Source organism: Alteromonas sp. ABH4_452, from assembly GCF_056311825.1.
In genome coordinates this window covers 1,339,166-1,352,125 of sequence record NZ_CM149973.1, presented here as the reverse complement: position 1 = coordinate 1,352,125, position 12,960 = coordinate 1,339,166, and the positions used below count along the sequence as shown (strand labels likewise).

Genomic DNA, 12,960 nt, shown 5'->3' with positions numbered 1-12,960 from the left:
TCAGCGAACGAACCATGATAAGATTTATTGTATTTTTCATAGTAGCGTCTTTCAGTTTTCCAACCCTTTCTCACGAGCTAAGCAACGGTTATTTAACCCTAAAAAATGATTCTGGCGAGACACTTTCAGGCGAGCTTTTGTTAAAACCCAAAGACATAGGGCAAGCTGCCGGACTCGATACCAATAATGACGGCAATCTGACATGGGGTGAAGTGAAAAGAAACCACAATCTAGCGAATGATTACATTCAAAATCACCTAATAATTCGCGGTAGCGAAACACGATGTACAGTAAGTCTTGCATCACCTTCCATACGTGACATATCTGCGGAGTCATTATTGGTATATCCACTTTCGGCGAATTGCGCTTTTTTAAACGAAGTGTCTGTACGTTACACGGGTTTAGTGAGCGATTTTCCTACACATAAACTGCTTACTTCCGTCACCCTTAATGAACAAACAAGTGTGCATGTACTTGATAGTGAGCAAACTTTCGTATCTGTATTTCCTAAAAATAGTCACTGGATTTCACAGTTTAGCGAAATGGTTTATCAGGGTATTTGGCACATTTTTATTGGGTTAGATCACATACTGTTTTTAGTCGCGACATTGCTGACTGTTAACTTACTTAGAAAAAGTAAACGTTGGGTAAAAGAAAAAAGTATCAAACGGATTGTAAAAAGCACGGTGATTTTGGTAAGCACTTTTACTTTAGCGCACTCAATTACGTTGACACTTACATCTCTTGATTTTATAACGCTCAATAGTCGTTTTGTTGAACTAGGCATTGCGATTTCGGTGGCCATTACTGCACTAAATAACGTGTACCCCGTTATCATGCGCTTGGGATTTGTTACTTTTGGATTCGGCCTACTTCACGGGATGGGATTCGCAAGCGTGTTTAGCGACCTAAATGCCCAGTCAGGCAGTTTGGTGATGAACGTGCTTGCATTTAATTTAGGTGTAGAAATAGGTCAACTTGCCATAGTTGCACTGCTACTTCCCATACTTATCCTACTTAGAAACGTCAGGTTATATTCGAAAGCCATTATGCCAATTGCGTCATCAATTATTGCGGTTATAGCGATTAACTGGACGTTGCAGAGATGGTAGCAGCGGCACACCTAGTTATTAATTGAGAGATAAGAGTAAGCTTATACTGAGTGACAAAAAAATAAGAAATGACTAAAGCAGCGCGCGCCTTTGGACAATCTTTCGGCACTTAGCCATAAAAAGCACAAAAAGTAGTTGTATAGGCGCGCCGCATCGCTATAATGCCAAGCATCAACACCACGTTGATGTCTATACACTATGCCAGTGTGATGGAATTGGTAGACATGGCGGATTCAAAATCCGCTGCTAGCGATAGCGTGGCGGTTCAAGTCCGCCCACTGGTACCATCTTCTTCTTATAGAAGTAGATACTGAAACCGACTTTTGAGTCGGTTTTTTTGTGCCTGAATTTCAACAAATCGCCACGCAAGCGTGTCGGCCGAGTGTCGGTCCAATCAAAGCCCGCCCACTGGTACCATCTTTTCTTTGTAGAAGTAGATACTGAAACCTACCTTTAAGTCGTTTTTTTTGTGTCTGAAAGAAAGTTCTTCCTAAAAAAATCAATGCTGTTCTAGTTCAGAAGATCCGGTGAGTACGCAATTTAAGTTATGTTCTGCTTAACCTAAATTGCGGACCTATTTTAATAACATGTATAACCACATCGACTTCAGTTGTTAATTTGGCTCTTCGAACACCAAACTCTGTCGAGCTATAGTAAACAAGCCAGCGTAAGTGTGAGGTAACGTTAATCGTCATTAACGTTATCTAGTAGCTACGTTATAAGAAACTTTTAAATATCATCAATTATAGTATGAAGCGCCTGTATTGATGTGTAAAAAGGTTAAAAGATCAAAACGAGAACCAGTCTAGTAAGGTTGAGTCGATTCAGACTTCCAAGCGAAAGCGCTCCGTTGCCCGATAGCGAGACCGATTTCCAGCAAATGATTCACTCAACGGCTTACATTGGACTGAGTGTAATTCTGCACCACCAACTTCAGTTGCAACGAAACACATTAACATCTCTAAATTTTCATTAAGGAGGACTTGCATATCGTTGAACCAACCGCAAGAGTAAACGATTACTAAACTTCCAGCATTTTAATTGAAACTTTGATTTGGTATTCTCACTTTTCGAACAATTGCAAAGCCGAATCATGAATAAAAACTCAATCAAAGAAGCTGCAAGACTCGCTGGAGTTTCTGTAGCCTCTGTTTCTCGCGCATTAAATGGTAAACCCGGAATTTCTGAAACAACACGTCAGAGAATAATTGATATTTGCAATGAGCTTGATTATCAGCCATCAGATGCAGCAAGACGTCTAAAGTTTGGCAAAAATAGTCATGTTGCAATCTCCCTAGGCAAAAGTGACAAGCCGCACGGCCACTACATATCCTCTCTATTCGAGAGCATTCATACGCTTCTAAGCAAAGAGGGGTTAATCGTAAATATTTATCCTTATGACAGTTTTGATAGCATGGTAAGAGATACAAGTGGAGTAATTCTTACTGGTGTCGAGGAAAGTGATTCAAGAGTGGCTAGCCTCAAAAAAGCGTCTTTGCCTTTCGTATCTATCGGTCAGGTTGAAGGGGAATTCTGGGTGTGCCCAGATGACTATCAGGGGGGGCAACTGGCGGCCTCACACCTTTTAAATCAAGAGTGTCAAGAATTTCTCATAGTTGAAAGCGCATTAAGAAGCAAAGGGACTAAGGCTCGAATTATGGGGTTTCAGAAATCCATTCAAGAAAAAGGGTTTGTTGCAGGTCAACTTTACATAGATGATTCAATGGCTGTAGAACTTCAGACTTATCGAACCCTAATGAAAGTTTTCAAAAACAATTCATCCAAGTTTGACGCCATTTTTTGTGAAAACGACGATATTGCATATGGGGCCATGCTCGCTTGTAAGGACTCTGATTTATCTGTCCCAGATGATTTGAAAATCGTTGGATTCGATGATCTTCCCGGCATTTTTGAAACCATAACAACGGTACATCAAGATATTAACGAGATCGCTAAAAACGCTGTTGAGCTTTTAGATAAAGCTCGAAACGGAGACGCACCAGAGAGTAGAATATTGCCAGTGAACTTGGTTATTAGAGAATCGTCTCGCATACAATAAAAAAATAACACTTGAACTCACTACGTAAACGTTTACTATGCGTTAATAACTTTCAATATTTAACGGATAGGAGGCTTGCCTACGTGATCCCTCTAAAGAAAAATTTTACTTATCTTATTCTCAATGATGAAGGTCAAATTAACAGTAGACATGATGCCGCTATAGCATGTTCAGAGTCTGGTGGATACGTATTAGACACCCGTGTAATAAGCCAGTACGAATGGAATTTTGCAGGATTCGAGTTGTTACACACTAAATACATCGGAAGTAGATGTATAAAACAGTATTTCAGCAAGTTCGAGAAACACAAACAAAGTCTGATGATCGTAAGAACATTATCTGTAAAGGACGGTGGCTTTACAGATGAGTTAGAGTTGATTAACGATGATTTGGAAGACCATACTTTTTTAGCGGAGCTCAAACTAGATAGTGACTTCATCGATATGTTTGAAGTTCGTGGACATGTACCAAGTGAGGGTGTCCGAGACGTATATCATCATCAGTCTAGCAACCGCTATGATGCTCACTATATTGCGCCTGATGATGTAAAGTCCGAAGTTCAATTGGAGCTGGAAGGTTTTAAATTTAACGAGCAAATGGCAATAGCTGCTCGGTCGAAGCGCCTTCTTAAAATAAATGCAAAATTTACTTCAACATATTCAATTGCATCAACTATTCAGGGTATTCCTGAAGACTGGTTAAGTAGTAAATCGATACCAGATCATACGAAAGTTTACAGGCAGGCAGAGAGAGATCTGCATGACCTGTTATTATCAACCGAACACGGCCTAACTATAGCAGCGGGGATACCTTGGTTTGTTACACCCTTCGGTCGCGATTCAATTATTTCTTCGTGGTTTCTCTTGAATACATACCCTGATTTAGCCAGAGGGACGCTTCAGTTTCTTGCAGCAAATCAAGGTACAAAAATTGATGAATATCGTGATGAGCAGCCTGGAAAAATTCTTCATGAGCAGCGGTACGCAGAGTTAAGCCGCTTAGCAAAACTTCCGTTCTTAACGTACTTTGGAACTGCAGATGCCACGCCGCTGTTTATTGTTCTTTTGCACGATTATGTCGAGAAAACAAAAGATTACTCTCTAGTTGATGAGCTTAAGGACAACTGGAAAAGCGCATTACATTGGATGGAAAAGTATCAAGACGAAAGAGGGTTAATCGTTTTTCGCGGCAACACTAAAGGTTTGACGGTACAAAGCTGGAAAGACTCACATGATTCATTGAGTTATAAAAATGGGAAGCTTGGTGAAGGAGCACTAGCAGTAGCCGAAGTACAGGGTTACGCTTACGCCGCGTACTTAGCTGCCGCGAATTTCTATAAACATGAGAACGACACTAAGCAAGCTGCGTATTACAAAGAAAAGGCTGACAAACTTCAACACTCCTTCGATAGCTTATTTTGGATGCCCGAGCACAATAACTTTGCTATAGCTGTGGACGAATATAATTGCCAATTAGATGTAAACAGCTCAGATAGCGGCCATTTGCTTTGGTCAGGTATCGTATTGGACGAAAAAGTCGATGTTCTTGTAAATCGGTTATTCGAAGAAGATATGTGGAGCGGTTGGGGTTTAAGAACTTTGAGCACTACAGAATTACGCTATAACCCAATTTCATATCACAACGGTTCAATCTGGCCTCATGACACGGCAATTTTTGCTGCTGGACTCAAAAGATATGGGAAAGAGAAAGAGTTTGATGTTGTAAAGTCAGCTCTAGTGGATGTTGCATCTTCTCAAAAAGATAGACGACTTCCTGAGCTCTTCTCTGGTTACCCTAGAGGATTAACTCCTATTCTGCCTTATGTAGAAGCATGTAGACCACAGGCATGGTCTGCGGCTGCTCTCGTTTACCTTATGAACGACGGAGAGTGAATAAGTGTCGAAGTCTGAAAAGTACCGTCCCTCGCTACACCTAACCTCGAGTAGTGGTTGGATTAATGACCCAAACGGGCTCATTAAGTTTAAGGGGAGATATCACCAATTCTATCAGTATCACCCAAACTCTACACTTTGGGGGCCAATGCATTGGGGGCACCAATCCTCATTAAATTTAGTAGATTGGGAGGAGCATGAAGTCGCCCTCTACCCTGACGAAAGTGGTATGTGCTTTTCAGGCTCGGCAGTATTCGATGACACAAACACTTCAGGACTATTTCCCAAAAAAGGAGGGATAGTAGCTCTCTTCACGACTTTCATTGAGAGCGAATACGAATGTATAGACGGTGATATTGACATTAGACCTCAACAACACCAGGCGCTCGCTTTTAGTGAAGACGGATACAAATGGAAGAAGTATAATAATGGACAACCAGTTTTGTATTCTAAGGGTAATCCTGACTTCAGAGATCCTAAAGTGTTCTGGCATGTCGAAACCAATGCATGGGTTATGGTTCTAGCGAGCGGACAATTCATTGAGATTTTTCGGTCACCGGATCTTATTAACTGGGTAAAAGTTAGTGAGTTCGGACACAGATATGGTTTCCATAGTAAAGGTCCTTGGGAGTGCCCTGACCTTTTTCCATTAAAATGTGAAGACTCTGGCGAGTTGTTCTGGGTCTTGATAGTAGGTATTGGAGAGGGTGTTTGGGCTGGCGGTTCGGGCACTCAATACTTTGTCGGAACGTTTGATGGTTTTGATTTTACGTGTGTAGAAAGGCACGACAAAAAGCGGTGGTTAGATTTTGGTCGAGACCATTACGCTACGCAGTCTTTCAGCGGCACTAGCGCTGACGAAAGAGTCATCAGTGCTTGGATGAGTAACCACCAATATGCCAAATCAACTCCAACATCTAGGTTCAGAGGGGCTATGATTGTTCCCCGAAAACTCAGCATACGACGCTCGAGAAAAGGTTCATTTAAGTTACAACAGACTTTTGTTGAAGGATTGTATGACAAGTTCAAATCGTGTGAAGAAGTTGAAATCGTACAAGAAGGTACTCAATCATTTTTAAAGTCGCTAAATACCGATGTAGCACTCTTGGAGTTTGATACTGCGTTAAACGATTCAAAAAAAATTAAATTCTCTTTGTTTGAACAACAAGAACTTCAGTTCGTTGTCTCGCAGCAAGAAAACAAAACGGTTGTCAGATCTATTAGAGCTGTTTCCGAGCACCGAGACCTTATAGAAAGTGGATTCAACCATGATTACTCGGTCGAACTACCTAAGTACGAAAACCTTCATATTCAAGTTTTATTGGATAGAGGGCTGTGTACGCTCATTGTGAACAATACTTTTGCGTTTTCAAATCTCTGTTTTCCGACATCTACAAGAGTAGATTTGGCGGTTGCGCCCCAAAATGGGAAATGCGAATTGACAGCAAAATTTTGGACCATTGATGACGAGCAACAAGATTAACTTCTTAACTTTAATCTGCTTCCCGAAGCCCTGATGTATTCTGTTGGGGTTACTCCACTCCAAGACTTAAATTTTCTAGTAAAAATACTAGGTTCTGCGAATCCAAGCAGTAAAGATAGTTGAGTCATGGATACAACGCTTTCATGCATGTAGTGCTGTAAACCTCCCTTAATTAAGTACACCCATAATTAGAGGTTTCGGCCAGCTCATGTTTCGTTAAATATTCCCATGGCGTAAGATCATTCAGCGCATCATGGGGGCGTTCTTCGTTGTATTCAGTCACCCATTTATCCGTCAGTTCACGAACTTCGTTGAGTGTTCTGAAGACGTACATATTGAGTATTTCGTCGCGGTAAGTCCGGTTAAAACGCTCTATGAAAGAGTTTTGTGTTGGCTTACCCGGTTTGATAAATTCCAGTGCGATGTTATGTTCTTCCGCCCAACTGGCCAGTGTGATGGAGATGAACTCTGGCCCATTATCCATGCGTAGTTTGGCTGGGTAACCTCGCCAGGCGACGACGCGTTCCAGTACGCGTACAACCCGCTGCGACGGCAGGTTTAAATCAATCTCAATGGCCAACGCTTCACGGTTGAAGTCATCCACCAGGTTAAACGTTCTGAAGCGCCTGTCACACATAAAGTCCATCGACCAGCAATGGTTGGCCTGAGCTGGAACCGCTAGAGGCTCTGGGTTTCTTGCTGGTAGGCGTCGTTTTCCACGTCGGCGTTTATTCAGCTTTAGCTCACAGTAAATGCGATAAACACGCTTATGGTTCCAGCCGTGACCCCAGCGTTTTAGGATCTTAAATAGCTTACTGAATCCGTAGGCGGGATACCGTTCAACGGCTTCCTTTAGCTTGGCGACGACCTTGTCATCGCGCGCTTTATCCGGCTGATACCGATAGACCGAGTCACTGATGCCAACTACGCGACACGCCATCCGTAAACTAGCGCCATGCTGCTCTCGCGCATAATTCACAAGTTCACGTCTGATCGCTGGCTTTACAGCTTTTTTTCAACGATATCTTTCAATATCCGGTGTTCCAGGTTGAGATCGGCAGACATCGATTTCAGCCGCCTGTTTTCGTCCTCAAGCTCTTTCAGGCGCTTGATGTCCGAAGCCTCCATACCACCATATTTGGCTTTCCAGTTGTAGTAGGTGGCGTCTGAAATGCTGTACTCACGGCCGACTTCTTTAACCAGTCGGCCAGCTTCCACTTCTTTCAGGATCTTAGCGATCTGTGTTTCTGTGTATCGGGACTTTTTCATCAGGAGTTCTCCTTCTTGGCTCAGTGTACGCCGAAGAGCTCTAAAAAAGTATGCCACTAGTTTAGGGGAGGTTTACACTTGCAGTTTGATATCAAGCTTCAAGGACTGCAAAAGCAAAACTGTGGCCAGAATGATAGCAAAGGCAAATTCCAATAAACCTATTCCCCTCACACTAGTGTGGTACTAAATCCTGAGGGCTTACAAAAAGTGAATTTCTATCAACTTTTCTATTCAGCGTAATTCCGTTGTCTGCAAAAAGGTGGCAGGCAGTGGGAGGAAACCTCACAAACAAAGCATCTTTTTTACTTACATTGAGCGTACCCGGACATCTCACTAAAAATTCGTCATTTACCGCTTTTGTACTGGTAAATAAGATTGATTCTGCACCTAGTAATTCTTTGCCTGTCACGTAGACGGGGATGTCGTTTACACCACCTATCTGAATGTCTTCTGGCCTGATTCCTAGTTTTAATCGTTGATTTGGTCGTAATTCGCTTCCGTCTACGGCCACTTTTACCAGTTTGCCGCCCATATCAACAACAACTAAATCATCAACAACTTCAACGAATTTAACGTCAACCATATTCATCTTTGGTGAACCAATAAAATTGGCGACAAACTCAGTTTTTGGGAAGTGATAAAGTTCTAAAGGTGAGCCGATCTGTTCAATCGTTCCCTTGTTTAAAACGACTACTTTGTCAGCTAAAGTCATGGCTTCAACTTGGTCATGAGTCACATACACTGTCGTTGATTTGAACTGTCTATGAAAAGCCGCTATCTGGAGCCGCATGCGAACCCTTAATGCAGCATCTAGATTAGAAAGTGGCTCATCCAATAAAAACACCTTTGGCTCTCGAATTAACGCCCTACCAATCGCCACACGCTGCCTTTGGCCTCCAGACAGGCCACTTGGCTTTCTATTGAGTAAACTAGTTAGCTCAAGTGCTTCAGCTATCGATTCAACAGCTTCATCTGTTTGCTTTTTAGACCATCGCTTCGTGTACTTCACTCCGAAGGCGATATTTTCTCTTACAGTCATGTGTGGATATAAAGCATAGGATTGAAATACCATTCCTATGCCACGCTCACTGGGCGACAAGTCATTGACAACTTGGTTGTCTATGATTAGCTCTCCACCTGTTATTTCTTCAAGCCCAGCTATCATCCTTAGCATGGTTGACTTACCACAGCCTGACGGACCCACAAATACGACAAACTCTCCCTCTTCAATCGAAAGGTTTGCGTTTTTTACAATATGAGCAGGTGTACCACTGGGATCGTAAACTTTATTTATATTTTTCAAGCGAAGCTTATTCATATATTTATTCACCTTCTGTCGGCTAACCCTTGACCGCCGAACTCACGTTGTTTCCTACAAAATATCTTTGAAATGCAATGAAAATAATGAGTACTGGAACGGTTGAGAGAAACGAGCCTGCCAAAATTAAATTCCAGTCACCCGCCACTCCATAGCTGTTACGCAAACTCAATAACCCTACAGGAAGCGTGTAGGTCTCTGGTGGCGTAGTAAGCACAACGAGAGGCCAGAAAAAGTCGTTCCATGTGCCTTGAAAACCTAAAATCGCAACTGAAGCAATCGCTGGCTTCGCGAGAGGCATAAACACGTGCCAGAGTATAGATGGAGGGGACGCGCCATCGACTATTGCTGCTTCTTCAAGTTCTTTCGGAAATGATTCAAAAAATTGCTTCATGATGAGCACTTGCGCAGAGGCCACCAACAGCCCAATTACTGCCCACGGAGTGTTTAATAGACCTAGCGTATTGAATACCTCGTAATTTGAGATGAAGCTAACTTGCATGGGGACAGCCATTGATATAACCAAGGCGAAGAATATGAGACGAGATCCTGCGAACTTCATTCTAGCCAAGGCGAAGCCTCCAGCACATGCAATTAATACTGTCAGTACCATTTTTACCAGAGCAATAAAAAAAGAGTTGATGGTCCAGCTCCAAAACAAGCTTTCTCCAGTGTCGAGACTGACAGACTCATTCCATACTCTGATGTAGCTCTTGAAAACGTAACCTATCAGTCCGGGAGAAATATTTCCCCAGCTTGCCACTCTGCCACGTCGTTCAAATCGGTTTGGGGGGATCGTAGAGTCAATCAAGACCTGCTCTCTGGGAGTTGTTATATCCAGTGGTAGGTGTTTTATATTTGGACCATATCCATTGTATTGAATGGTGAATTCCCACGTTGCACTATGCCCGCTTCGAGACTCTTTTCTTATCCCCAAAGTCTGGATGTATTCTACATTGTCAGAAGTAGAGATAAGTTTTGGCTGGGAAACAATGGCATAGTCCGCAGCGAAGTGTGGGTACGCAATGGATGCCATACCACTTCCCGGCTTTCTTCTAGGAACACTAATGGCGGGTACTATGAGTTCGTTTTGATTTGTGGTGGCATAAGTAACTTGAAATGTAACTTCAGATTCAGGAACAAAGCCACCCCATAAGATGCTTTTCCCACCCTGACTTCCCAATGAACCAGCAGCAATCCAGTTAGAAGGCTGTAGCTGAGGAATACTGATCTTACTTGGTTCATTTAAAGCGTCATCTTTGATGCTTGCAACAAACGCTATCAAAAACGTACCTAACGTTACGGTTGCTAATAGCAAAAGAAGTCCATAAACCCACACTATATGGGAGACAAAGCGACGTTGTCTAAACTGAGAGGCGCTTTTGCTGTACAAAATGTTATCCATCGCTTTGCTCCTTAATTCCTAATTTCTTCTGGAGAAATACTAGTACGAGTGTTATCCCTCCAAGAACGAGCGCGGAAGCACTTGCTACTCCTATTTGTGGTGATGTGCCATCGGGAAAAGCGTAGTGATAAACGTAAAATGCCAACGTAATCCTTGACTCAAGTGGAACGCCTCCCCCTAGCAAAGCTACTTGATCAAACATTTGCAATGTCCCAATAATACCCATAGTGATGACAACAAAAGTAACTGGAGCAAGCTGGGGCACAGTAATGTGCCAGAGCTGTTGCCATTTGTTTGCTCCGTCAACCGTCGCAGATTCATAAAGATCATCAGGAATGCCTTGTAACCCTGCAAGGAACAGAAGCATGAGTGTTGGGACAGTGGTAAATATATTTTGTATAACGATGGCCCAAAGAGTCAGTGGCAGAGGCCCCACCATATCTCTGGTGCCAAGCCATGAGACAACAACGGAAGAATCTTGGCTACTTACTAACCCTGTATTCTTAACGAATACACAAATGCTAAATGCAACGAGTAGACTAATAAGCGCATAGAACGGGTCCGTTACTCTAACTCGCTGATTCCTTTTTCTTCCTGAAACTACGAGTGAAGCCTGACAAGCAATAAACCCAACAATAAATGTGAGTATGAATTGTTGGTTGCTAGTAATGTTTTGTAAAAGTTGATTTAAAAAACCGTTCTTCTGATACACCCATACAAAAATGAGCGTTATTGCCGCACTAGACATAATACTCGGAACATAATAAACGGTTCTAAAAAAGCCTTTTGCCTTTATTTCAGCGTTGAGCGCAACGGCGAGAAGCAAGGCAAGTGTCGTTTGAATTAGCGTTACGATGAGTGAAAATGCAAACGTATTTGTCAGCGCTCTAAAAAACAAAGGGTCAGAGAACAGATTGACGTAGTTTTTAAAACCAACCCACTCAGGAGAGTTGAAGAGGTCGTAACTTGTAAAGCTATAAGCGATTGTTCTCAGTAATGCATAGAAGAAAAAGAGAACCAGCGATAAAGCAAACGGAGATATAAGTAGCCAACCAAACGCGTTGTGCTTGAAAGATGATGATAATTTCATTTGTTGGCTCCGACTTTTTTGAACATTTCATCATATGCTCTTTGCGCCTCTTCAAGCGCTTCCTCTTCGCTTAACTGACCTAACATGACGGAAGACAGGGCAATCTGTATAGGCTCTAACCATTGATTACCATACTTCCCAAAGCTGAAAGTCATTGTATTGTTGACCTGAGTACCTTCTTGTATAGTTTTTGCTAGCTGATTTTTTGGCTGTTGCGAGTCATAATAAGGATGGTCGTCTAAAAGCGTTGAACTAGGGATCGCTAATCCAGAAGATAATATTGTGGACTGCGCTGCATTGCTGGTTAAAAGTTCAATGACTTCTAGTGTAGCCTCTACGTCTTCAGCATTTTTATTTACAGCCCACCCGGCTGAAAATAGCAGATTTCCTCTTTCACCAGATACGGGATCTTTTGGAAGCAGTGTACTTCCGTAAAGTAAGTTGGGGGATTTGTCTCGTAGGTAGCCTGCTATCCAACTTCCCTCAATGGCTATGGCCGTTCTTTCGATAGCGAAACAACCACCACCCCAATTTTGACCGAGGTCTGAGGGCATTTTTGCTAGGCCACTAGAATGTAAAGAGAGATAGAACGAAAAAGCTCTCTTAAAATTTTTGTCAAGTATGGTTCGACCTGTTTTGTCAAAGGGCTTCCAGCCTGTAGCAAGTGCAAATGGAGCAAATCGATTGAAATCGGTACTTATACAAAGTCCCGTGACGCCCTCATCACCTAATTCTTCAACTACTTTTTCTAGTTTCGACTTTAAGTCACTCCAATCATCATTGTTTTCTGGAGGTGTAACACCTGCATCTGTGAATACATCGTGGTTAAAGACTAATGCGATAGCATTCATGTCTTTAGGTATCGCGAATAGTGAGTTGTTGAAAGTAAAGTTTTCTAAAACTTTTTGAGTAATGTTCGCTCTTGCTGATTTTAGAGACTCTGGAAGAGGCAGCAACTGGTTAGTCTGAATCCAGCTTTGAGCGACATCTGTGTTGACGTAAAATGCATCAGGTGCATTACCTGAAGACAATGCATTTAGAACATATTTAGGATAGTCACTCTCAATCGCGAAATAGGATACATCGATATTTCGCTTATCAAACTCATCCTTAAGTGTCTCTTCTAACAACAGCTTCATGGCGAAGACGTCATTTCCACCATACCCAGCAATAGTGACTTGCTTCTTTGCGTACACACTTTGACTAAAACAAGCGATACATATAAACGAGACGAGAGTTCTAATTATCATCGATGTCCCTGCGAAAGAGTATTGATCAAACTTTAGTAGACTTAGAAATATCAATTGTGAATAGGATAAGGACAGGAACAAA

10 protein-coding genes and 1 tRNA gene are annotated in these 12,960 nt (G+C 42.2%); 5 read left to right on the top strand and 6 right to left on the bottom strand.

The features are described 5' to 3' along the window. Positions 1–14 precede the first annotated feature (14 nt). The 5 genes from ACYX4N_RS05780 to ACYX4N_RS05760 all read left to right on the top strand — a co-directional run bounded on the left by ACYX4N_RS05780 (position 15) and on the right by ACYX4N_RS05760 (position 6,546). Complete coding sequence (locus tag ACYX4N_RS05780) at positions 15–1,112, top strand: HupE/UreJ family protein (RefSeq protein ID WP_476055904.1); 1,098 nt, start codon at positions 15–17, stop codon at positions 1,110–1,112. A gap of 200 nt (positions 1,113–1,312) precedes the next feature. Next, positions 1,313–1,399 (top strand) — tRNA-Leu (locus ACYX4N_RS05775). Between the two features lie 806 nt (positions 1,400–2,205). Next, on the top strand, positions 2,206–3,171 hold the full coding sequence (locus tag ACYX4N_RS05770; protein ID WP_476055903.1) for a LacI family DNA-binding transcriptional regulator: 966 nt from the start codon (positions 2,206–2,208) through the stop codon (positions 3,169–3,171). 83 nt (positions 3,172–3,254) lie between these two features. Next, a complete protein-coding gene (locus ACYX4N_RS05765; protein WP_476055902.1) occupies positions 3,255–5,063 on the top strand; it encodes an amylo-alpha-1,6-glucosidase in 1,809 nt (602 codons plus the stop codon). Between the two features lie 4 nt (positions 5,064–5,067). After that, positions 5,068–6,546 carry a glycoside hydrolase family 32 protein gene (locus tag ACYX4N_RS05760; protein ID WP_476055901.1) on the top strand — a complete coding sequence of 493 codons (1,479 nt, stop codon included), beginning with the start codon at positions 5,068–5,070 and terminating at the stop codon, positions 6,544–6,546. Here the strand turns inward: ACYX4N_RS05760 and ACYX4N_RS05755 are convergent. The 6 genes from ACYX4N_RS05755 to ACYX4N_RS05730 form a co-directional block, all read right to left on the bottom strand. Further along, positions 6,543–6,695, bottom strand: coding sequence for an AraC family transcriptional regulator (locus tag ACYX4N_RS05755; RefSeq protein ID WP_474854715.1), 153 nt, complete (start codon positions 6,693–6,695; stop codon positions 6,543–6,545). The two genes, ACYX4N_RS05760 and ACYX4N_RS05755, sit on opposite strands and share 4 nt — an antisense overlap. Before the next feature lie 23 nt (positions 6,696–6,718). Then, positions 6,719–7,815 (bottom strand): IS3 family transposase gene (locus ACYX4N_RS05750; RefSeq protein WP_476055900.1). Its coding sequence is split into 2 segments (ribosomal slippage): positions 6,719–7,563 and positions 7,563–7,815, totalling 1,098 coding nucleotides; the frame shifts between segments, so codons are not numbered across the junction. Positions 7,816–7,987: 172 nt separating this feature from the next. After that, positions 7,988–9,133 carry an ABC transporter ATP-binding protein gene (locus ACYX4N_RS05745; RefSeq protein ID WP_476055899.1) on the bottom strand — a complete coding sequence of 382 codons (1,146 nt, stop codon included), beginning with the start codon at positions 9,131–9,133 and terminating at the stop codon, positions 7,988–7,990. Between the two features lie 22 nt (positions 9,134–9,155). Beyond that, positions 9,156–10,538 (bottom strand): carbohydrate ABC transporter permease, encoded by a 1,383-nt coding sequence (locus ACYX4N_RS05740; RefSeq protein WP_476055898.1) that lies wholly within the window; start codon positions 10,536–10,538, stop codon positions 9,156–9,158. Then, entirely contained in the window at positions 10,531–11,628 is a 1,098-nt protein-coding gene (locus ACYX4N_RS05735) for a carbohydrate ABC transporter permease (RefSeq protein WP_474810461.1), read from the bottom strand. The genes ACYX4N_RS05740 and ACYX4N_RS05735 overlap by 8 nt, the downstream gene beginning before the upstream one ends. Beyond that, a complete protein-coding gene (locus tag ACYX4N_RS05730; protein WP_476055897.1) occupies positions 11,625–12,878 on the bottom strand; it encodes an ABC transporter substrate-binding protein in 1,254 nt (417 codons plus the stop codon). Before ACYX4N_RS05730 ends, ACYX4N_RS05735 begins: the two co-directional genes overlap by 4 nt. Positions 12,879–12,960: the final 82 nt, after the last annotated feature.

Coding starts and splice junctions, on each gene's coding strand:
- ACYX4N_RS05780 (WP_476055904.1), top strand. CDS start 15: ATGATAAGATTTATTGTATTTTTCATAGTAGCGTCTTTCAGTTTTCCA.
- ACYX4N_RS05770 (WP_476055903.1), top strand. CDS start 2,206: ATGAATAAAAACTCAATCAAAGAAGCTGCAAGACTCGCTGGAGTTTCT.
- ACYX4N_RS05755 (WP_474854715.1), bottom strand. CDS start 6,695: ATGCATGAAAGCGTTGTATCCATGACTCAACTATCTTTACTGCTTGGA.
- ACYX4N_RS05745 (WP_476055899.1), bottom strand. CDS start 9,133: ATGAATAAGCTTCGCTTGAAAAATATAAATAAAGTTTACGATCCCAGT.
- ACYX4N_RS05740 (WP_476055898.1), bottom strand. CDS start 10,538: ATGGATAACATTTTGTACAGCAAAAGCGCCTCTCAGTTTAGACAACGT.
- ACYX4N_RS05735 (WP_474810461.1), bottom strand. CDS start 11,628: ATGAAATTATCATCATCTTTCAAGCACAACGCGTTTGGTTGGCTACTT.
- ACYX4N_RS05730 (WP_476055897.1), bottom strand. CDS start 12,878: ATGATAATTAGAACTCTCGTCTCGTTTATATGTATCGCTTGTTTTAGT.